Origin of the sequence: Arthrobacter sp. ISL-28, from assembly GCF_018613875.1 — a bacterium.
GTDB lineage: Bacteria > Actinomycetota > Actinomycetes > Actinomycetales > Micrococcaceae > Arthrobacter.
Genome location: NZ_JAGGPJ010000017.1, coordinates 27002 through 45699, shown reverse-complemented (window position 1 = coordinate 45699; position 18698 = coordinate 27002). Strand labels below are relative to the sequence as shown.

The window sequence follows — 18698 nt, the reverse complement described above, 5'->3', positions numbered from 1 at the left end:
TCAGTAATTCGTGAGCAGCGTGTTCAGAACCCGGGCCCCGAACTTGAGCGAATCCACCGGGACCCGTTCATCCACACCATGGAACATGCCCGTGAAATCCAGATCATCCGGGAGCAGCAGCGGCGCGAACCCGTACCCGGTGATCCCCAGCCGGCTCAGCGATTTGTTGTCGGTGCCGCCGGACAGCGTGTAGGGCAGGACCTTTGCGCCCGGGTCTTCGGAATGCAGCGCGTCAATCATGGAATCCACGAGGTTGCCTGCGAAGGGCACCTCCAGCGAGACGTCGTTGTGCACGTAGCTGACCTCGACTCCGGATCCCGCCAGCTCGCGGACGATCTCCAGCACCTGCTCCTCCTGGCCGGGAAGCGTCCGGCAATCAACCAACGCCTCGGCGGACTCGGGGATGACGTTGTGCTTGTAGCCGCCCCGGAGCTGGGTCGGGTTGGTGGTGTTCTGCAGCGTGGCGCCGACGAAGCGGGCAACGGTTCCCAGCTCCTTGAGGAGCTTGTCGGGATCGTCAGGATCGAATTCGACGCCGGTGAGTTCAGTGACGCCGTCGAGGAACTGCCGCGTGGTGGGCGTCAGTTCAACGGGCCACCGGTACTCCCCGATGCGGGAGACCGCGCCGGCCAGCCGTGTCACGGCGTTGTCCGTATTGATTTGAGAGCCGTGGCCAGCCCGGCCGTGCGCGACGAGCCGCAGCCACGAGAGGCCCTTTTCCGCGGTCTGCAGCAGGTAGGTGCGCCGTCCGCCGATGGTGGCGGAGAAACCGCCGACCTCGGAGATGGCTTCCGTTGCCCCATCAAACAGCTCCGGTCGTTTTTCGACGGCGTAGCGGGCACCGTGCGTACCGCCCGCCTCCTCATCGGCGAAGAACGCGAAGACGAGGTCGCGCTTGGGCTTGCGGCCGGTGCGTGCGAAGTCTCGCATGACGGACAGGATCATGGCGTCCATGTCCTTCATGTCCACGGCCCCCCGGCCCCAGATCAGCCCGTCCGTCACTTCGCCGCCAAAGGGATCCACGGACCACTGCTCGCGCAGGGCCGGCACGACGTCGAGATGCCCGTGAACCACGAGGGCGCTTGCGGAGGGGTCCTCTCCGGCCAGGCGGGTGACCACGTTGGCCCGTCCGGGCTCGGATTCGAAGATTTCAACGTCGAGCCCCACATCCGAGATCAGTCCTGCCGTGTACTCGGCCGCCGCCCGTTCGCCCGGTCCGGAACCGTCGCCATAGTTGGATGTGTCGATGCGGATGAGTTCCTGGCATATGCTGGCGACTTCATCCTCTGGCCGGATGTGAGACATTGATCACTCCTCTTGCATAGCGAATGCGGATTCTGCGCGTAATGGCGGGGCTGATGCCGCCGGAACACGTAGGTTCAGCCTACCCACTCGGCCCGATTCCATCTTTCCGCAAAGTTCGTGTTAGAGTTTTTCTCGCTGCTTCGGAGAGAAGCGAACCGCTGAAAGGCGGAACGGAACCTTCGAATTACCACCTGCGCGGGTGGCGGAATGGCAGACGCGCTAGCTTGAGGTGCTAGTCCTCGAAAGGGGGTGGGGGTTCAAGTCCCCCTCCGCGCACAAGGGAAAACCCCTAGAATCCAAGGATTCTAGGGGTTTTTTTCTGTCTCCACTCACGTGAAGTCCGGTTTCGCTCACGCGGGTGTCGAAATGCGATACCCGCAAGGGGGATCAGCGCATAGGGAATTTGTGGCATACAGAGATTCCAGAAAACGCAAAGACGGCACCGTGGCTCACTACGTCCGGTGGGTGGATGGCTATGCGGTTCGACGCTACAAGGCCAACCCCAAGTGCCATATCGCTGACAACCTCGGAACGCATAGATTTTCGGACTTCAGCGGCACGAGTGCGCGGGCATTACCCTGCGTTCGCCTGAGACGTTCCGGGGCCCTGAAGCCTTTCCAAGCCCCCTCGACAGCCGGTAACATAGTGGATCTTTAGGCGGTATGCAGACTCCGTCATTGTCGTCCCAACAGACAGCGCCAGCCAGGTAGCCGCCTATCAGGCAGAGCAGGCCACTACGTCACGGATCCGGTGAGGAGCTGGAGCGGAGACTGTGCTTCTGCATCTGTTGCTGATGACGGCCTGCGGCCTGGTTTCAGTTGATCGATACTCCCAATGGCGGGAGAAATGGAGCAACATGTCCGGTCACTTTGAAGTCTTCGCCTCCTCTGAAGGGGGATACCATTTCCGGCTTTTGGATTCCGCAGGAAACCCCCTGGCAACATCCGGAGTGTACCCGACAATACGGGCAGCGGCGGCAGGAATATTCACAGTCCGGGAGATCGCCGGAACAGGCCTGATCAGTGATAAGAGCGGCGATCAGCGGTGAAGTCATCCAGCCGACAATCCATCCCCCCGAAGCCGCAGGGGGTCACAACGGCGCCCATGTAGCAAAACGTCTCCGCTCGCCCGTGCCTGGAGGTGTCCAAAGAGCCGATGAGCTATGGTTTACCCCAATACGGACCTCAGTTGCCCTCCTACGGCGCCGGCTCCACGAGATCCGGTCCGTTGTTCCGGATCATTGGTCCATCGTATGTGCGCCGCCCGCGGCCTCTGACTCCTCGTCTACGCATGTTCCCGGTAGAGATATGGCTGGACGAAAGGCCCCTGCAGCGTGGCTTCCAGACCTTGCCTGAATGATGCCCCGCTTCGCTTGCTCTCCCGTGTCGGATCCGCAGCATCACGGTGCTGGTCTGGCCAGGCTGCGGTTGCTAGCATGTGGGCGAGGTGGCTCATGGAAAGCAGGACGGCAGGGCGAGCACTGTCAGACGCGATGGTCGCCGTCGCGGCATATGGTGCCGGAGCTATCGGGCTCACAATCCTGCACTCCCCCGGCGTCGGACTTCAAGCCATCGGGCTGGGTGCTGGCGCGATGGTCATCGGACACGCCGCCGCTTCCATCGTTCACCGCTCTCCTCGCTTCTCCACATCCGCGGACCGGATCACCTTGCTGCGGGCCGTCCTGGTGGCGCTCTGCGCCGTGTTGGCAGTGCCCGGGCTGTTCGTGGCGGGACCTGCTGACCCTCTCGTCGTCATAGTGGGCGCAGCTGCTTTCCTTCTCGACGCCGTCGACGGTCCAGTGGCCCGCCGCACCGGCACGGCGTCGGTTGCGGGAGCACGCTTTGATACCGCCACCGATGCCGCCTTGGTGCTCGTTCTGTCCTGTGCAACCGCGGCCGCCATTGGGCCTTGGACCCTCTGCATCGGAGCCCTCTACTACGTCTTTGTGGCTAGCGGACACATCCGGCTCCACCTTCGTGGCCCTCTCCCCGCGAACGCAGCGCGTAAGGCAATCGGGGCCTACCAGCCGTTCGCGCTGCTCCTTGCACTGACCCCTGGCATGGCTCCTGCTGTTGCCGCCGCCGCTCCCGCCTTGGCTCTCCTGCTGCTCGTATTCTCCTTCGCCCGTGACGTCGTCCAACTGGAGCGGCAACATCACACCGGCCACCCAAGCTGGGCCAAACCCACAGCCGTGCCGCCGCCGGCCCTATCCCCTGAGTCCACAGTCCTCACCCCACCGGAGGACTGCCAGGATTACGGCCGCCCGGCGGCGTCACTGCTGCCCGGCTTCGTCCAAGGCCGGGCTGTACGCTGTGAAACCGTCCCTGAGCCTTACGGATTCCTCGCCGATCACTGCGATGTCGTCCCACATCACCACGAATGATCCGCGGTGCCGCCATCTGAGCAGCGAGGCAAGCGGCCACGGCTGGGTGAGTCCGGTGCGCTCGTAACCAAGGAACGAGGACCAGCTATGCGGACTGACTACCAGCCCCAGCAGGCGTGCTCCGGCCATCAGTTGCTGCGGGTCGCCGTCGAGGGTAAAGCGGGCATCGGCCACCCGGCCCAGGCGGATGCCGTCGCTGTCATGCACCGGAGTGCCCAGGAGGTCACCGAGGATCATGGCGGCCACCCGGGATGCGAGCGATGATCTTGTCCCGGATCCAACGTTCCACCCAGCCCGACTCGAGGTTCTCGCCGCTGACGCCGAGCCGGACCACCACTCCGACGTCGGCAACGTCCTTCCACGGGATGCGGACCAGTCGGGACGACGGCGGCCTGCCGCCGAAGATCCGGGTGCCGAGCACCGGCCCGGTGAGCAGGGCTGTGATGATCGGAGCCGGGGTGCCCGGTGCTATCACTGTTTCCTCCTCGGGCGCACTGAGTTCAACGTCGTCCACTGTGGTGACAGGGACGCCGTCGTTATCCAGTACCTGCCGGTCCAGCAGGTGAAGCTGGGCATCAAGGATTCGCCCGGCGATCGGGGGAACCGGGGCCAGGGGACGGTAAGTCTTCACGATCCGGCTCCTGTCACGATCATCAGAGGAATCGCAGCCAGGGACGCCACCAGAATGATGACGAGATAGACCATGCCGAGCACGTTGACCGGCCGGCCGTTGACGTGTTCTCCCATGTATTGAGGATCGTTTGCGACGATCAGGATGGGGAGGTACGTCAGCGGAAGCGCGATCGCAGAGAACACCACGGAGTATTCGGTGATGAGCACGGGATCCACCCCCGTGGCCAGGACCGCCATGCCGATCAGCAGGCAGATGATCATGGCGAGGTGGAAGCGGGCGGCCTGAGCCGGGCGCCGGAACTTGCCCCAGGACCAGCCGAAGAACTGCGCCAGCGTGTAGCCGCTGGAGAGGGTGGTTTCCAGGGCCGCCCCGAAGGTGGCGGCCACGAGGCCCACCAGCACGAACGCGAGGCCCACTTTCCCTGCCCCCTCCGCGACGGGAAGGATGATCTGGGAGAGCGACGTGACGGCAATGCCGGCCGGCAGGAGCACGACGGCGGCGCACCCGGCGATCGCCACCGACAACAGCCCACCCAGTGGGAACCCGACCAGGACGTCGATCCGCGACTGGATCAGGTCCTTGATGGACCAGCCTTCCTCCACTGCGCCGGAGGAGAAGAAGAACACTTCGTATGGTGTCATGGCGGCGCCAAACAGGGCGATGGCGTAATACCAGTACGAGGAGGCCGTTTCCTCCGCCGGAACGGCCGCCGCCAGCGCCTGCCCGGCCAGCGCGCCCCAGTCCGGTTTGAGCAGGAAGAGCGCCACGGCGAACACGATCAGGGTCAGCCCGAGCAGCCCGGTGACGTTTTCCATAATGGAGAATTTGACCCGCCAGATGACCAGCCACACGGCAACCGCCGCCACCGGGATCCACATCAGGTAGTGGACGCTGCTGGCCAGCTGCAACGCCAAGGCGATCCCGCCGATTTCCGCCGTCACCGTCATCAGGTTGATGAGGAAGGACCCGGACAGGTTGACCAGCCCTGCACGCGGCCCGAGCCGCTCCCGGATCACTTCAAACGTTGCCCGGCCGGAGGCAGCGGCCACCCGGCCCGACATGTTGGCAAACAGGCAAATGCCGAGGACGCCGACGCCCACCACCCACACCAGGGACAGCCCGAAGCGGGATCCGACGACGGCATTGGTCACCAGGTCCCCGATGTCCACGAACCCTCCGATCGCAGTCAGGATCCCGAGCGCGACACCCAGCACCCGCTTCACTTGCTGTCCACCTTTGTCTTCAACTGGGACAGGCTGTCCGCCCCGGATTTCAGGGCCCGGTCACCGTCCGCGAGCGAAGGACTTCCGTTGCCGCTGAACACGGCGTCCCGGGCGGTCGTCAGCCCGGCGGCGCAAGTGTCCAGTACGGTGAGCGTTTCCTGCCGCACCGCCCGGTCCTCCGGAGTGCTGGGTGTGAGCCGGAGCACTGTGTCGCGGCTGGCCTGCAACTCCCTAAGCGCGTCATCGAGCGCGGTGGACGTGGCAGCGGTCGTCAGTTTCCCGGCCGAGTCCAGCCCAAGGGCAAGCCGGGCGGCGGCAATGGCCGAGGCGCTGTCTCCCACCGCGGTTGACAAGACGTGCCAGGTTCCGCCAGATTGTCCGGTGCAGCCGGTGAGGAAAGCCAAGAATGCGACGGACAGCACGAGGAGGCTTCGCCGGTGCGCGCTCGGGGCGTTCCCCCACCAGATCGGCACCTCCACCCCCAGCCTCCGGGCGCCGCCCGGTTGATCGGAATAGCCCCTTCCGGCGGAACCTCGCGGTGCCGCAGGAACAGCGTTGAACTTGAGCTATGTATAGCACTCCCGGGAGCCGTTTGGTGGATAAGGGTGCGGGTGTTTGCCGGGCTGTAGCCCGCGCCAGCGCGGGCGTATGGTTCTGCCATGCGACCAATCCGGGCCATCCTGCTTCCCGGGAGCGTGCTCCCCGCCCAACCTGCCTACGACACGCTGATCGAGGCCTTTGGACCGGACATCCAGGCCGTCGCCAAAGACTTGGAACTCTATGCCGGCGACGAACCACCGCCAGGTTGGAGCCTGGATACGGAGATCGATGGCGTTCTCCGCGAAGCCGACGTCCGCGGCTGGGAGGCGTTTCATCTGCTCGGTTATTCCGGCGGCGGGGCAGTGTCACTGGCCTTTGCCGCCAAGCACCCCGAACGCCTGCTCAGCCTTGCCCTGCTTGAGCCCGCGTGGGCCGGAAGCTGGGACTGGAGTCCTGCGCATGCCGAGTTCTGGAAGAAGTCCGAGCAGCTGGAGACGTTGCCTCCCCGGCAGTTCATGCCTGCATTCACGAGGCTGGGAGTGAAGCCCGACGTCGTGCTTCCGCCACCGCCGCCGGGTCCCCCGCCACCTTGGATGGCCAAGCGTCCGGCCGGGATCAAGGCCTTCCTTGAGACCTTCAAAACATACGACCTGGACCGCGGACGGCTGGCCAAGTTCGACCGGCCGGTCTTCTTCGCCCTCGGCGCCCTGAGCAACCCGGACGACTACGGCGAGATTGCTCAGCGCCTGTCCACGGCATTCCTGGACTTCCGCCTCGAAGTCTTCGAGGAGCGCCACCACTTCGACCCCCCTCACCGGATTGAACCCAAACGGCTCGCCGGATTGTTGCGCGAGCACTGGTCCTGGGCCGAAAGAAGGGACCATGCAGCCGTCAGTTGATTCCCACCCTGTGAAGCCTGGGGTTGGGTAAGTGCCGCAGCACCTTTCGACGGTGCAGTTCACATGAGCTGAGAATCTCGTCGCGGGGCCCGTTCTGGGGCCCGCCGCCATTGGGAATCAGGATGCGGCAAGCCGCGCCTCGGGAATAATCGGCTCGAATAGTTCGATCGGATTGCCCGAGGGATCTTCGATCAGTACCTGTTTTCCGCCCACACCTGTCACGGTGTCATTTCGGAACTTCACGCCTGCGTCGCGGAGGGTCCGCACGGTTGCCGCGAGGTCGGACACCTCCAGCGTGAACCGATTCCAACCGCCCGGCGCGGGACTGGTGCCGTCGGGCATGCTCTGGCCTCCTCCGGCTTGGCCGCTCGGAGCGCTGAGCAGCAGCCTCAGATCGCCGCGGTCGAGCATGGCAAAAGCCGGGGCGGGATGCATGACTAGCGTGAATGCCAGATGTTCCCGGTAGAAGTTGACTGCGGCATCGACATCATCAACGATGTAGCGCACGCTTACCGTTGCCATGAGGAACCTCCCTGCTCTGCGATCAGCAATACGCGCCACATCGCAGCCTGTCAACGCGCCTTGAATCCGATGCGCCCGCGGGCAGAATCCCAAGACGGGGTGCTCACTGAAAAGTCGTCTTGGTTGAGTTCGCCTTTTCACGCCGTTCCTATCGATAGAGTGACGACTGTGATACCGCAGGCAGAAAGCGGCCCGCTTCGCCCTAGTTGCGTGCGGGTCTCGGTCAGCCCCGGCGGATGGTCCTACAGAAGGACCTACACAAACGAAGACATAGATTGAGGAGCCACGCCATAAGCGATGCCGTTTAGTACGCGGTGTCGGTGCGGACGTGCATGCCCTTACCGGGCAGGGGCGCCGAGTTCCACCCACGCGGAGATTGCCCCGGAGGCGATGATCTTGCCGGCTATCGAAGTGACAGGGTGATCGGACCGGCTGTTGCCGGACCGCCGCATTGTTCACTTCCTCCGACGCGAGTCCATGCCAGATCCACGTCCCGTTCGGCAAGAACCTCTCCGCTGGCGGACATCGCGCGTACAGTGGCCTTTTTCGGTGCGCTCATGGTGGTGTTGAACTGCCAGGTGCTGTCGTCAACTTTCCGGCCCAAATACGGGCCGTATTTTGATGTCGAAACGGGTGTGCCTCGTGCTGCAGGCGCACCGGGACTTGCCTGGCCGGGAACGAAGGATGCTTCAGGCTTAACCGTCGCTTTCGGGGCGGTGGTCGGCTTCGGCGCCGGTACGGAGCAGGTTCCGTCTGCGCAGAATTCGACGGAGCCCACTGTCTCCACCGGGCCTTGGAGGATCACGGTGGCGGAGTTGCTCCACCCGATGGCCGGACACGCGTTGGGGTGTGAGCAGCCTGCTGTTCCGGAGGCGAGCATCACAATAAGCGGGACGGACAGCAGCACGCGCTTCATGGGCCCATCATGGCACGGGCGGCGAGCAGGAACCCGAAACGCCGGGACACATCTATGCCACGTCCTAAGCTGGTCCAGTGAATCCGACCCCATCCCCCAGCCCCGTCCATAACATCGTGGATACCGGCGCGGCCGAATGGTGGCAAGTCCTTGCCGCCCTGGGTCCCTTGGCTGTACTCCTTGGTGCCATCCTCGCGGCGCTCATCGGCTGGAGCACTCTCCGGCAGCGGACCACGGCCGACGCCCTGGCCCTGGCCCGTGAGGCTGACACGAATGCCCTGAAGCAGAAGACCGATGCGGACAGCAGGGCCGAATGGTGGAAGCGGACCCAGTGGGCCCTGGATCAGGCACTGGCCAAGGATAAGAACACGAAGGCGCTCGGCCTCGCCACGCTGGCAGTGCTTACCCGGAGTGAGCTGGCCCGGACGGAAGAGCTCGAGCTGCTCGACATTGCGTGGCAGGCCGTCAACGGAGAGGACGACAGCGACGACGAGCTGGAGCCCGCCGACGACGCAGGCTTCATGGACTCGGATGACAACATAGGCGACAATGGAACGACCAGCGACGACAGCGAGGAGGGTAGAAAGTGAGCACCAGTACGCCGGAACACAAGAATGTCCGCACTGGCCGCCACATCTCCCCCAAGAAGAGCGCCGCGGCGGATCACCGGGTTCAGGTAGCGGCCGCAAAGCTGCGCGTCGCCCTCGATGAACGTCTCGGCCGACCGACGCCGCCGAAGACCAAGGCCCTCGCAAAAGAGAGCTTCTAAGTCACTTACGGCCATGTGCCGGGTGTGATTTGTCATGCCCATAATCATTCCGCGGGACGTCCACCAGGCAGGCTTTGCCTGCTCTTTGTGCTGCGCCTGAATGATTTTCATGGCGGCCTGTTCTCCTGCTACGTCACCTCCCTGGTGCAGGAACTGCGCATAACCACGCACAGCCGTAACAAAACGGACTGCCGTCCCGGCACCGTGCACAATGATTGGCGGACCGGCAGAGCCGCCGGACCTCGATATGGGGAAGACAATGAGCAACGAATATCAGCTCGTCGACGGGGCGCCACGCTATGGTGCCCGACATGACGGAGACACATCACAGCCAACAGCACCCGCATCAGCACAGCGGGCCGAGGAAACCGCGGACGCAGCAGCACGCCTCGGCCTCGACCACCTCGCGGCAGCCATCGATCGCAGGCTGACCAGTTCCTGGGCCGATAAGAAGGATCCCTTGGTGGAGGCCCTCAGGACGGAGCACCCTGAGGCACTGGCCGCGGCATGTGCCTTGGTCAAACTTCACCTGGGATCACAGCGGCAGTGGCGCCTCAAGGCGCAGACGGTCAGGGACACGTATCTCGCCGCCACTGCGCAGCGACGAAGGGCCTTGGGATCCGCCAAGGAGGTCCTGTTCCTGCGGCTGGGCCTGATGCTGGCCCTCATCGCCCCGCCTGCGTTCGTTGTTGCTACCAGCCGTGACGACATTGTGAAGCTCGTCCTGACCGGAGCGGTGTGCATTGCTGCGGCCTTCGTCGGCGGCCACTTCGTCACCGTCCGCTCACGGGTTCCGGTGATGCCGAACATTCGCGGTGCCTGGCTGAACGAGCTTCGGGACGACGTCGTCAACGCCACCCTGGTTGCCATCCTGCAGAATAATGGCGTGGCCCTGGACCGCAGAACGGTGACGGCCGGGCGGCGCGGCTGGGACAGCATCACGACGGCGGCCAAGGCTGTGGACGCCCTCCAAGGCTGAACAGACAAACCAGGGTCGGCACGCCCACCTGCTGCCAACGCGAATCAAGGAACGCTTGGGGAACGGGCTCGACCTACCGTTAAAGCCTGAAATCTGAAAGGAGTTGACACCAATGGCAGACCACTATGCCTCAGGAACCTGGCAGGTGAAACAGGGCAACGATCAGGAGTTTATAGACCGCTGGACGGAGTTCCTTCAGTGGTCCCGGGCGAACTACCCGTCGATCGTGGTGGCGAACCTCATTCGTGACCGACGTGTCCCCGGTCATTATGTGTCGTTTGCGGAGTGGACCGACGAGGCGTCCCGGGACGCGTGGAAGCAGAACCCGGAGTTCATGAGCCACTTCGATGCCTGCATGGCGCTGTGCGAGCACATGAGCGGTGCTGATTTCGACCGGGTAGCGACCGTGTAACGCATCGGCTTTACTACTCGACGCCGGCTCGCACCGCGGCCGCCGCCGCGGACTGGACTATGCGGACTGCCTCGACCGGATCGCGGCGCTCCAGCGCGTCCAACGCCGCTGTCGCATACAGCCGACCCCAGACGTGCCGGGCCAAGGGCGACACCACGGCGATCGCCATCCCGTGACGCAGGTACGCCGCCGCCGCGGTGCTATCGCCTAGCATTACCGCGAGCTCGCCGAGCCTCTGCCAGGGCAGCACACCGGAACGGGCATCGAGGTCAGCGTACAATTCCGTGCTGTGCTCCAGGCGTCCCGCTGCCGCATCCCAGCGCCCTGCAACAGGAGTGATTCCCCTAGCAGGCGCCAAGCGAACGCCTGAGCATGGCGGGCACCTCGGCCAATGGCCAGCGCCAGCGTGTCGCGGGCTTAGTCTTCGACCGTCTCGCACAGCCCGTCCCCATACAGATGGTACTCACCGATGCAGCAGTGGAATTCGAATATCTTTCCGAGCCGCGGATCCTCGTCGCCCACATCACCCAGCCTTTCGATCTCGGGCCTTGGCCTTACGCAAACGCCACTCGCCATCCGGGATATCCCGCGAACCCACGGAAACCCGAAAGCCTCCGAGCAACCGGATTCGACAGTGCGGGCCGCGAGCGCTCGGCGTCGCTTCGAAAAACTCAGCCTCATGCCATGCGTTTCGCGCGCCCACAAATGGCAACTTCCCATACGGCCCTCGGGTAACTGATAGGTCCTTGACACCAGTCCGGATGAGAGCTGTAATTTTGGCCTCTGCTCAAGCAGCTCTCTGAGGATGGGACCTGCCATGGATGAGTGATCCACAGCCGAACAGCGCTGCCGACTCGGGCGATGCCCCATAACTTCAGTCGCCCAGGCCCACACTTGGTCTCTCCCGTTTTGGGCCCGGGGACGCCACGTTTCCATCTAGGGAGAATCTGATGCTAGGCACCAAAACACGTCTCACTGCCGTATGTATGGCCGTCCTCGCAATGACGGCCATCGCTCCACCTGCTAACGCAGCCCCTTCAACGCTTGTGAGCGTGGGACCCGGGTCCCTCGTTGCCGACGGAGCCGCGGTCGATGTCCCTCTGACATTCGTCTGCGACAGCGACCCCACCCTTCTCTTCGCGGTTCCCTTTGTGGAGGTTAACCAAAGAGTCAGCGATGGACGGATCGCCAACGGCTTCGGAAACGAAGAAGCGAGCTGCACCCGACAGGCCCAGACGGTCACCGTGAGGGTCATCCCCCGCGTGATGGCTTTCAATCCCGGAACAGCAGTCGCCACGGTCATGCTGCAGACCTGCAACGCCCAGTTCCAGTGCGCCGTCACCAGGGTCGATACCGAAATACAGCTCACAGAACCGGGAGGCGCTCACATTCCTCCGATGGCCCGGGAATAGGCCAGGAAACCCGCGGGAGAAGCGAAGTGACCAGAACGATACCGTGCGGCACTGAACGGGACGCTCGGTTCCGGGGCCGCTCATGGAGCGGCGGGATCTGCTCGTAATCCGCCGGACGGTCTCCTTGTTTGAGTGGGCAGGGCAAGGCCGTGACGTGGCTAGAGTGGGTGCTGAACGGAAGGCAGGGCCGCGCGATGGAAGAAGCGGAGACGGGTGTGTCCGGAACAGTCCTGGGCGCGCGATACAGGGTCGGCGAAGTTCTTGGCCACGGCGGCATGGGGAGCGTCTACCGCGGGAGCGATCTGGTACTGGACCGGGAGGTTGCACTGAAGATATTCCGTGCTGACGCCGCCGACCCGGAGGAGTTGGGAAGGCAACAGATAGAAGCCCGGATGCTCGCCCGGCTGAACCACCATGGCCTGGTCACGCTGTTCGATACCGGGACGCTGCTTCTGGGGCATAGGGAAGTGCCCTTCCTGGTGATGGAACTGGTCAATGGGACCGACCTTCGCCGCCATCTCGCGGCGGGACCGCTGGCGGGGGCTGAAGCGGCTCGGCTGGGCGCGGAACTGGGTGAGGCACTGCAGTACATCCACCATCACGGTGTGGTGCACCGGGACGTTAAGCCGGCGAATATCCTGCTGACCCGATACGCCACTGATGCCCCATTGCGCCCTAAACTCGCAGACTTTGGCATCGCACGGATGCTGGACGGAGCCCGGGTCACCGCGACCAACGTGGTACCTGGTACAGCCGCCTACCTGAGCCCGGAACAGGCTAACGGAGAACCGGCGGGTCCGCCTGCAGACATTTATTCACTGGGCCTGGTGTTGCTGGAAGTCCTCACAGGGAGAGTGGCATTTCCCGGACCGCCGCTGGAAGCTGCGGTGGCCCGGCTCTCCCGTTCCCCGGACATCCCTGATGCGCTGGGTCCGCGGTGGATATCGTTGCTGACCGCCATGACCGCCCGAAATCCGCAGGAAAGACCGGACGCCGGAAGCATCGCAACGGCACTGCATATAGCCGGAGACTGGAGTACGTTGGCGGAACGCAGAGGCGAGGCAGGAACCGACTCCCAACCGCTTCCACAGGAAACCCTTGTACTGAACGTGGGCGGACCCAAGAGTCGTGAATCCGGTGAAGATGCGGGGGAACGGGGCGTCAGGCTGCCAGCCCTGGCGCCCAGCGAAATAACCAACGCCACGGCTTGGCAAGCGGCCCCTCAGGTACCGGCGCACAAACCCGCCTCCGCGCAGGGGAAACCGGACGGGCCCAACCTCTGGAGGAGGCTGGGCAACATCGGCAGCCGCCGACTCTGGGTCCTTGCCGCCATAGCCGCTCTCACTCTGGTCCTTGCGGTGGTGCTGCTGCCTTCTCTCCAGCAACCGGCCACCGCGCCGGTGGAAACTCCGCAGCCCGTTATTCCCGGGCAGATGGGCGAGCATTTCAAGGAACTGGAAGAAAGCGTCACGCCATGAATCGAAGAGAAGCTGCCAAAGTGCAGGGCACGAATCCCGGTGTGCTACCCGCCGCCCCTCGGCAGAGGAAGCGTTCCTTGCGAAGAGCGCATTGCTGGGTTGCGGCTGTGTGTCTCGGAGCTTTACTGCTCACTGCGTGCTCCACTCCGCCCGAGCTGGATGAAGGGGCGGCTGGAGAACTGCAGACCCGCGTGGCTGCAGCGAAACGGCTCGCCGCAGAACAGAACTTCCCCGCGGCGTTGGCTGAGCTTCAGCAACTAAGCGAGAAAGTGAGGACAGCCGAGGAGCAGGGCCTGATGTCGCTGGACCGGAAGACCCGGATCGAGGCGTCTATCAGCAAAGTCAGGGCTGACATGGAGGCAGCCCTGACCCCGGCGGAACCCCAACCTGCCACATCAGCGCCTGCCGCTGAACCTCCGCGTAACAAGGGAAAGGGCCAGAAAGTGGACGCAAAGGAGAAGGCCGAGAAGCAGCGGGAGGAGGCAGAAAAGGAAGCCGAGAAGAAAAAGGACCACGATCATGGCAACGGCTGATGATCGATGCCTGGCCCGCTTCGGGTCCGGCCGAACTGCCCCGGATACCGATACCCTACTCATTGCCAGCAGTCATTCGTAGGCGGGGCTGAAGATCCTGGCCTTGTAGAAGCGCGCGTCGGACCAGCCGCGCTCCTCCGTCGGCGCCCCTAGATCCTTGCCGATGCTGACCTTTGTGCCCATCTCACCGGTGTCGGGTGACCCGACCACCCAGACGTACTCCTTGGTGGTGGGGTGCCGGGCGATGGACTTGACCCGCCCCTTGGCCCAGATCGGCTCACCGATGACCTGGCGGTTGCTGTTGACGTCGTAGCTGTAGACGCCCTTGCTGTCGGTCAGCAGGACGTGGCCGGGCTTGGTATAGTCCGGTTGGAGGTCATGCCCCATCTTGGCGCCGGGATGGTCGATGAACACTTCCCGCCAGACGTCGAGGTCGGTGTTCTGGCCGGATCCCTTGACCTTGTAGCCGACAAGCTTGCCGTCGCCGAGCACCCAGAGCACTCCCTGGGAGACCTCGTTTTTGGTGCGTGGATCCGAGAGGATGCCATGGGCGCCCGGGAAGCTCCAGGAGTTGACCTTTTCATAGCTGTCGAAATCGTTGATTTTGTCGGGGTTCTTCGGGGAATAGAGCTGGAGGTTCTTTCTTGTTCACGTTTCCGAGCGTGTCGGCACCTTTGTCAAAAATGGCCATGGTCTCCCCAGCAGGATTCTCCGATCTGCCGACGCCGGATGACGCCGGACACCTTATCCACCTTGGGGAACGGAGGGAGATATGTCCAGTCGATGCAGTAAATGAATCAGGCTTTCTGTTTGACTTGCGTTTGCCGATCGCTTCCAGGACTAGGACAAATCTGCAGGAGGCGAACCGGACTGCCAACAGCACCGACGCCAAGTGGCCGAGAACGTCACGACCTGACGTGAGGTGCCCTGTTACGGGCTCGACCGTGTATCCATGCCAGCAGCCGAGGCAGGCGCCCCTTCGAGTTACGCTGTCAGCCCGTTCCAATGGCCCCGACCATCCAAAGTCTGCCCTTGGCGCAGTCGCGTTCGGTCCACGTGTCCTGGAACGAGTCAGCACCGCCACCGCCGACGGCAAGGGGCGATCCGGAACGCGCCACAACGTTCTTGCTGGCGTCAAGGACTTCGAAGGACTTCGAATCGCCTTTGACGGTGTACCCCTTGGGCCACACGAGAGTGGTCACCGAATCTCCGGTCGTCTTCGCGTGAACGCAGCCCTGGTCGTCAACTGCCAACGTGCCTCGGAGAAGCGCTTCCATGCCGCTCAATTGCGGTACGTCAGATGTTATGAGGCGGGGGGAGGAGGAGGATGAGCACGCACTGACCGCCGTAGCCAAAGCCACGGCCGATCCAAGAATGACCAGTCTTGACCATCGTGTAGGCATGGGCGGAGTCTATCCCCGTCTTATCAAGAAGAGTATGGGGAGTGCGGGCGCCGTTGGGCATCCCTCTGGTTGGCCGCCGGCCAGGAATTACCGAATTCATGAATCCATCAATTAACGGTCCGTTAAGCGTTACTCTGTGACAAAGGCCTGGGCGAAGTTCCCGGCTGGAGGCTAGAGGGGGCCAGCTAAAATGCCAAGCACTGTGACCTTTTCGGTGACAACCATGCCGGAGAACGGCTCGGCGGACAGTCGCACCACAGTCCAGAACTCCGGGGCTGATGAGCTCGGGGCGTCCTTCGGCGCGACGGTCGAGCGTGACACGGACAACGCCGGGCCGGAGAGCAGAGCACGGATTTTTCCTGCGACCTTCCCGGTCTATCCGTTTATCTGAGCAGGTATCCCGAACCAGCATTAATACGTCGGAGGGCCCCGCATGCGCGGAGCCCTCCGACGTTCAGTGCCTAAACGCTTTCGCTGATGCGGTCAGGCTTATCAGCCGCGCTTTTCTCCAGCTGGGCGAGGTAGGCCCACATCCTGGATTCCTCCGCCTGCACCTGAGGCTCCGGGACCTCTTCAGGCCTCGTCTCCCGGCGCTCTTCGGTCTCCCGGGCGTGATCCTTCTTGTAGTACCGCCACCCCTCGCACGATGAATAGCACATCACCGACCTCCTTACAGTGGGTGTCCTTAAATACTCCTCCCAATGTGATTGCGGGTCGACCCTCAATCGTTGCCAGCGCCTAGGCCAGGCGCGTCCGGACGATCTCACTGACCGCCTTGCCGTCGAAACGTCCGGCGATCTTGGCAGTGACAGGCTTCATCACCGTGCCCATTTGCCTCATGGAGAGCTCAACACCGTCAGCTTTCAGTGCCGCAATGGCCTCATCGACGATGGCTTCCACTTCTGCAGCGGAGAGGGGTTGTGGCAGGTAGGCCTCGATGACTTCGGCCTCAGCGATTTCCGCCCCGGCGCGGTCGCTCTCCCCCGCTTCCGTGTAGATACGGGCCGTGTCGCGGCGTTTGGCGGCCTCCTTCTGCAGCAGCGCAGTGACCTGCGCGTCGTCCAGCTCAACTGGTGTCTTGCCCGACTTCTCACGGGTCTCGATCTCACCCAGCACATTGCGCACCGTAGTAAGAGCCACCTTGTTGCGGTCCTTCATATGGGCGACGACGTCAGCGTGCAGGCGTTCCTTCAATGTAGTCATGTCTTCCTCGTCCTGCCGTAGCGCTTGCACATTGGGTGGTTGGTAGTTCAATCGTGCACCCTCGGCGCCCCTGGAAGCACTTCCCCGTCAGCCAAACAGAGGCGAACACGGCCGGTCGGGCGTCACGGCTTCCGCCGGTAGCCTTGAACCCTATGAACTATTTCGTTGCAGCAGTTCCGTCCCTTCCCGAACAATGGTGGGGCCGCCTTGTCGACGGCTTCGCACGGGCCGACATTCCCGTGGTGACCGTGACGGAACTCCTTGTGGTGGTCCTGGTCGCCGTCGTCCTCTCTGTGCCGGGCGCCACCTGGCGCTACTTCGGACTGTTCGCGACGGTGACCCACGAACTGGGGCACGCTTTTGCGGCGCTCACCAGCGGCCAGCGGCTGGGCGGGATCAGGCTGAGGCTTAACCATTCCGGCACCACCACCTCCTATGCCCGGGGGAAGCTCGCCGCGGTGTGGTCAGGATTTTGGGGCTACCCTGTGCCGGGGCTGACGGGGGCCGCGCTGGTATGGTCAGGCTTCAACGGCTGGGGGCCGGCTGCGATGTCCGCCGGCCTGCTGATCCTGCTGGCGGCCTTGATGTTCATCCGCAATGTTGCCGGCGTCTTTATTCTGCTTGCTGCGGTCCTCGCCACGGCCGCGCTCATCATCGCCGTGCCAGCCGTATTTACCGCGCATGTCGCGATCATCCTGGGGCTGGCCCTGCTCGTAGCCGCCGTGCGGGACCTGCTCAAGCTCACCAATGTGCACCTCCGCCGCCGCGATCAGCTGCCGACATCGGATGCCTACATCCTCTACCGGGCCACTGCTGTTCCTTCGGGAGTCTGGATAGTGCTCTTCTCAGTCGTCGTGGCAGCATCGTGGCTCGTGGCCTGGCAGCCGATGTCGCTTGTCTTCGCGGCTGGGACATAGTCTGGGTCCATGAACGAGAAGTCCAGCACAGTGAAAGAACACAGCACCAAGGGCGCCTACGTCACCGGCGGCGAGTTCAACCGGGACACCAATTACATCGAGGACCGGATCACGAAAACCGGAGCGGCCGGTCCCAACGGTGAACCCGGCTGGCCGGTGGAACCGGGGCGCTACCGGCTAATCGCGGCCCGCGCCTGCCCCTGGGCGAACCGCACTGTGATCGTCCGCCGGCTCCTGGGCCTCGAAGATGTCATCTCCCTCGGCCAGCCCGGCCCCACCCATGATGCCCGGTCCTGGACATTCGACCTGGATCCGGACGGAAAGGACCCTGTCCTCGGCATTGAACGCCTGCAAGAGGCGTACTTTCGGCGGTTTCCAGACTACCCGCGCGGCATTACTGTCCCGGCCGTCGTGGATATCGCGAGCGGCGTCGTAGTGACCAATAACTTTCCCCAGATCACGCTGGACTTCTCCACTGAGTGGAGTGAGTTCCACCGCGCCGGTGCGCCGCAGCTCTATCCGGAACATCTCCGCGAAGAGATCGACCGCGTCAACAAGCGCGTCTTCACTGAGGTGAACAACGGCGTCTACCGTTGCGGTTTCGCCGGGTCCCAAGAGGCGTACGACGCCGCCTACGGCCGGCTTTGGGCGGCCCTGGACTGGCTTGAGGAACGGCTGGCGATCCAGCGGTATCTCGTGGGCGATTCCATCACGGAGGCTGACGTCCGGCTCTTCACAACCCTTGCCCGCTTCGACGCCGTCTACCATGGCCATTTCAAGTGCAATCGCAACAAACTCAGCGAGATGCCGGTCCTTTGGGCCTACGCCAGGGATCTGTTCCAGACCCCCGGTTTCGGAGACACCATCGACTTCGTGCAGATCAAGCAGCACTACTACATCGTTCACGAGGACATCAATCCAACCGGCATCGTCCCGGCCGGCCCCGAGCTGTCCGGCTGGCTGACCCCGCACGGTCGCGACGCTTTGGGCGGACGTCCCTTCGGTGACGGCACGCCTCCCGGCCCCGTGCGGGCTGGGGAAGAAGTAGCGCCCGGGCACGGAGCCGGCTGACCGATTTCGCACTGGCCGCCACACCGCGTACCCGATCCGATCAGCACCCTGCGTGGGGTTAGTCCATTTGTCGCAAATCGATGCGCCGCCCTAGTGTGG

At 63.6% G+C, this 18698-nt stretch carries 25 protein-coding genes and 1 tRNA gene; 14 read left to right on the top strand and 12 right to left on the bottom strand.

The window, feature by feature from the left end:
• The gene (locus tag J7E80_RS13865; protein ID WP_215052487.1) at positions 1 to 1305 is read right to left on the bottom strand and encodes a M20/M25/M40 family metallo-hydrolase; all 1305 of its coding nucleotides are present in this window, start codon (positions 1303 to 1305) and stop codon (positions 1 to 3) included.
• Positions 1306 to 1498: 193 nt separating this feature from the next.
• Between J7E80_RS13865 and J7E80_RS13860 the strand changes: the two genes are divergently transcribed.
• The 3 genes from J7E80_RS13860 (at position 1499) to J7E80_RS13850 (ending at position 3688) form a co-directional block, all read left to right on the top strand.
• A tRNA-Leu gene (locus tag J7E80_RS13860) sits at positions 1499 to 1581 on the top strand.
• 517 nt (positions 1582 to 2098) lie between these two features.
• On the top strand, positions 2099 to 2353 hold the full coding sequence (locus J7E80_RS24655; RefSeq protein ID WP_396020781.1) for a YegP family protein: 255 nt from the start codon (positions 2099 to 2101) through the stop codon (positions 2351 to 2353).
• 405 nt (positions 2354 to 2758) lie between these two features.
• Positions 2759 to 3688 (top strand): CDP-alcohol phosphatidyltransferase family protein, encoded by a 930-nt coding sequence (locus tag J7E80_RS13850; protein ID WP_215052485.1) that lies wholly within the window; start codon positions 2759 to 2761, stop codon positions 3686 to 3688.
• Here J7E80_RS13850 and J7E80_RS13845 read toward each other — a convergent pair.
• Genes J7E80_RS13845 through J7E80_RS13830 form a run of 4 tightly spaced genes read right to left on the bottom strand, consistent with a single transcriptional unit; the run spans position 3578 to position 6024 of the window.
• On the bottom strand, positions 3578 to 3925 hold the full coding sequence (locus J7E80_RS13845; RefSeq protein ID WP_215052484.1) for a PRC-barrel domain-containing protein: 348 nt from the start codon (positions 3923 to 3925) through the stop codon (positions 3578 to 3580). The two genes, J7E80_RS13850 and J7E80_RS13845, sit on opposite strands and share 111 nt — an antisense overlap.
• Positions 3912 to 4319, bottom strand: coding sequence for a hypothetical protein (locus tag J7E80_RS13840; protein WP_215052482.1), 408 nt, complete (start codon positions 4317 to 4319; stop codon positions 3912 to 3914). Before J7E80_RS13840 ends, J7E80_RS13845 begins: the two co-directional genes overlap by 14 nt.
• A complete protein-coding gene (locus J7E80_RS13835) occupies positions 4316 to 5545 on the bottom strand; it encodes an Nramp family divalent metal transporter (RefSeq protein WP_215052480.1) in 1230 nt (409 codons plus the stop codon). The genes J7E80_RS13840 and J7E80_RS13835 overlap by 4 nt, the downstream gene beginning before the upstream one ends.
• Positions 5542 to 6024 (bottom strand): hypothetical protein, encoded by a 483-nt coding sequence (locus J7E80_RS13830; RefSeq protein WP_215052479.1) that lies wholly within the window; start codon positions 6022 to 6024, stop codon positions 5542 to 5544. The genes J7E80_RS13835 and J7E80_RS13830 overlap by 4 nt, the downstream gene beginning before the upstream one ends.
• Before the next feature lie 180 nt (positions 6025 to 6204).
• Between J7E80_RS13830 and J7E80_RS13825 the strand changes: the two genes are divergently transcribed.
• Positions 6205 to 6984, top strand: coding sequence for an alpha/beta fold hydrolase (locus J7E80_RS13825; RefSeq protein WP_215052477.1), 780 nt, complete (start codon positions 6205 to 6207; stop codon positions 6982 to 6984).
• A gap of 117 nt (positions 6985 to 7101) precedes the next feature.
• Here J7E80_RS13825 and J7E80_RS13820 read toward each other — a convergent pair whose 3' ends face one another.
• Positions 7102 to 7506 carry a VOC family protein gene (locus J7E80_RS13820; RefSeq protein WP_215052475.1) on the bottom strand — a complete coding sequence of 135 codons (405 nt, stop codon included), beginning with the start codon at positions 7504 to 7506 and terminating at the stop codon, positions 7102 to 7104.
• 403 nt (positions 7507 to 7909) lie between these two features.
• On the bottom strand, positions 7910 to 8422 hold the full coding sequence (locus tag J7E80_RS13815; protein WP_215052473.1) for a hypothetical protein: 513 nt from the start codon (positions 8420 to 8422) through the stop codon (positions 7910 to 7912).
• Positions 8423 to 8499: 77 nt separating this feature from the next.
• On the opposite strand from J7E80_RS13815, the gene J7E80_RS13810 reads away from it, so the two are divergent.
• From J7E80_RS13810 to J7E80_RS13795, 4 genes are all read left to right on the top strand, one after another.
• Positions 8500 to 9012, top strand: coding sequence for a hypothetical protein (locus J7E80_RS13810; RefSeq protein ID WP_215052471.1), 513 nt, complete (start codon positions 8500 to 8502; stop codon positions 9010 to 9012).
• Positions 9009 to 9191, top strand: coding sequence for a hypothetical protein (locus J7E80_RS13805; protein WP_215052469.1), 183 nt, complete (start codon positions 9009 to 9011; stop codon positions 9189 to 9191). The genes J7E80_RS13810 and J7E80_RS13805 overlap by 4 nt, the downstream gene beginning before the upstream one ends.
• Positions 9192 to 9450: 259 nt before the next feature.
• A complete protein-coding gene (locus tag J7E80_RS13800; RefSeq protein ID WP_215052467.1) occupies positions 9451 to 10170 on the top strand; it encodes a hypothetical protein in 720 nt (239 codons plus the stop codon).
• A gap of 112 nt (positions 10171 to 10282) precedes the next feature.
• Positions 10283 to 10582 carry an antibiotic biosynthesis monooxygenase family protein gene (locus tag J7E80_RS13795; protein ID WP_215052465.1) on the top strand — a complete coding sequence of 100 codons (300 nt, stop codon included), beginning with the start codon at positions 10283 to 10285 and terminating at the stop codon, positions 10580 to 10582.
• A gap of 13 nt (positions 10583 to 10595) precedes the next feature.
• On the opposite strand, the gene J7E80_RS13790 is transcribed toward J7E80_RS13795, so the two are convergent.
• Positions 10596 to 10940, bottom strand: coding sequence for a hypothetical protein (locus J7E80_RS13790; RefSeq protein WP_215052463.1), 345 nt, complete (start codon positions 10938 to 10940; stop codon positions 10596 to 10598).
• A 694-nt stretch (positions 10941 to 11634) separates the two neighbouring features.
• Between J7E80_RS13790 and J7E80_RS13785 the strand changes: the two genes are divergently transcribed.
• From J7E80_RS13785 to J7E80_RS13775, 3 genes are all read left to right on the top strand, one after another.
• Positions 11635 to 11994: a hypothetical protein gene (locus J7E80_RS13785; RefSeq protein WP_215052461.1), complete on the top strand. Its 360-nt coding sequence runs from the start codon at positions 11635 to 11637 to the stop codon at positions 11992 to 11994.
• A gap of 149 nt (positions 11995 to 12143) precedes the next feature.
• Positions 12144 to 13472 carry a serine/threonine-protein kinase gene (locus J7E80_RS13780; protein ID WP_215052460.1) on the top strand — a complete coding sequence of 443 codons (1329 nt, stop codon included), beginning with the start codon at positions 12144 to 12146 and terminating at the stop codon, positions 13470 to 13472.
• 191 nt (positions 13473 to 13663) lie between these two features.
• Entirely contained in the window at positions 13664 to 14005 is a 342-nt protein-coding gene (locus J7E80_RS13775) for a hypothetical protein (RefSeq protein WP_215052458.1), read from the top strand.
• 72 nt (positions 14006 to 14077) lie between these two features.
• Here J7E80_RS13775 and J7E80_RS13770 read toward each other — a convergent pair whose 3' ends face one another.
• Positions 14078 to 14497: a hypothetical protein gene (locus J7E80_RS13770; protein WP_215052456.1), complete on the bottom strand. Its 420-nt coding sequence runs from the start codon at positions 14495 to 14497 to the stop codon at positions 14078 to 14080.
• A 500-nt stretch (positions 14498 to 14997) separates the two neighbouring features.
• Positions 14998 to 15282, bottom strand: coding sequence for a hypothetical protein (locus J7E80_RS13765; RefSeq protein ID WP_215052454.1), 285 nt, complete (start codon positions 15280 to 15282; stop codon positions 14998 to 15000).
• A 316-nt stretch (positions 15283 to 15598) separates the two neighbouring features.
• Between J7E80_RS13765 and J7E80_RS13760 the strand changes: the two genes are divergently transcribed.
• Positions 15599 to 15799, top strand: a complete 201-nt coding sequence (locus J7E80_RS13760; RefSeq protein WP_215052452.1) for a hypothetical protein — start codon at positions 15599 to 15601, stop codon at positions 15797 to 15799.
• A 70-nt stretch (positions 15800 to 15869) separates the two neighbouring features.
• Here the strand turns inward: J7E80_RS13760 and J7E80_RS13755 are convergent, their stop codons facing one another.
• Together J7E80_RS13755 and J7E80_RS13750 are read right to left on the bottom strand one after the other, a co-directional pair.
• Positions 15870 to 16067 (bottom strand): hypothetical protein, encoded by a 198-nt coding sequence (locus J7E80_RS13755; RefSeq protein WP_215052450.1) that lies wholly within the window; start codon positions 16065 to 16067, stop codon positions 15870 to 15872.
• Positions 16068 to 16146: 79 nt separating this feature from the next.
• A complete protein-coding gene (locus J7E80_RS13750) occupies positions 16147 to 16611 on the bottom strand; it encodes a GatB/YqeY domain-containing protein (protein WP_215052448.1) in 465 nt (154 codons plus the stop codon).
• Positions 16612 to 16763: 152 nt separating this feature from the next.
• Between J7E80_RS13750 and J7E80_RS13745 the strand changes: the two genes are divergently transcribed.
• The gene (locus J7E80_RS13745) at positions 16764 to 17528 is read left to right on the top strand and encodes a M50 family metallopeptidase (protein ID WP_215052446.1); all 765 of its coding nucleotides are present in this window, start codon (positions 16764 to 16766) and stop codon (positions 17526 to 17528) included.
• 9 nt (positions 17529 to 17537) lie between these two features.
• The gene (locus J7E80_RS13740) at positions 17538 to 18599 is read left to right on the top strand and encodes a glutathione S-transferase family protein (protein ID WP_215052444.1); all 1062 of its coding nucleotides are present in this window, start codon (positions 17538 to 17540) and stop codon (positions 18597 to 18599) included.
• The last annotated feature ends 99 nt before the right edge of the window (positions 18600 to 18698 follow it).

Excerpts from the sequence above, each read along its gene's own strand:
- J7E80_RS13745 (WP_215052446.1), top strand. The coding sequence starts at position 16,764 with ATGAACTATTTCGTTGCAGCAGTTCCGTCCCTTCCCGAACAATGGTGG.
- J7E80_RS13800 (WP_215052467.1), top strand. The coding sequence starts at position 9,451 with ATGAGCAACGAATATCAGCTCGTCGACGGGGCGCCACGCTATGGTGCC.
- J7E80_RS13750 (WP_215052448.1), bottom strand. The coding sequence starts at position 16,611 with ATGACTACATTGAAGGAACGCCTGCACGCTGACGTCGTCGCCCATATG.
- J7E80_RS13755 (WP_215052450.1), bottom strand. The coding sequence starts at position 16,067 with ATGTGCTATTCATCGTGCGAGGGGTGGCGGTACTACAAGAAGGATCAC.
- J7E80_RS13815 (WP_215052473.1), bottom strand. The coding sequence starts at position 8,422 with ATGAAGCGCGTGCTGCTGTCCGTCCCGCTTATTGTGATGCTCGCCTCC.
- J7E80_RS13765 (WP_215052454.1), bottom strand. The coding sequence starts at position 15,282 with ATGGAAGCGCTTCTCCGAGGCACGTTGGCAGTTGACGACCAGGGCTGC.
- J7E80_RS13825 (WP_215052477.1), top strand. The coding sequence starts at position 6,205 with ATGCGACCAATCCGGGCCATCCTGCTTCCCGGGAGCGTGCTCCCCGCC.
- J7E80_RS13865 (WP_215052487.1), bottom strand. The coding sequence starts at position 1,305 with ATGTCTCACATCCGGCCAGAGGATGAAGTCGCCAGCATATGCCAGGAA.
- J7E80_RS13760 (WP_215052452.1), top strand. The coding sequence starts at position 15,599 with ATGCCAAGCACTGTGACCTTTTCGGTGACAACCATGCCGGAGAACGGC.
- J7E80_RS13845 (WP_215052484.1), bottom strand. The coding sequence starts at position 3,925 with ATGATCCTCGGTGACCTCCTGGGCACTCCGGTGCATGACAGCGACGGC.
- J7E80_RS13820 (WP_215052475.1), bottom strand. The coding sequence starts at position 7,506 with ATGGCAACGGTAAGCGTGCGCTACATCGTTGATGATGTCGATGCCGCA.
- J7E80_RS13850 (WP_215052485.1), top strand. The coding sequence starts at position 2,759 with ATGGAAAGCAGGACGGCAGGGCGAGCACTGTCAGACGCGATGGTCGCC.
- J7E80_RS13740 (WP_215052444.1), top strand. The coding sequence starts at position 17,538 with ATGAACGAGAAGTCCAGCACAGTGAAAGAACACAGCACCAAGGGCGCC.
- J7E80_RS13795 (WP_215052465.1), top strand. The coding sequence starts at position 10,283 with ATGGCAGACCACTATGCCTCAGGAACCTGGCAGGTGAAACAGGGCAAC.
- J7E80_RS24655 (WP_396020781.1), top strand. The coding sequence starts at position 2,099 with ATGACGGCCTGCGGCCTGGTTTCAGTTGATCGATACTCCCAATGGCGG.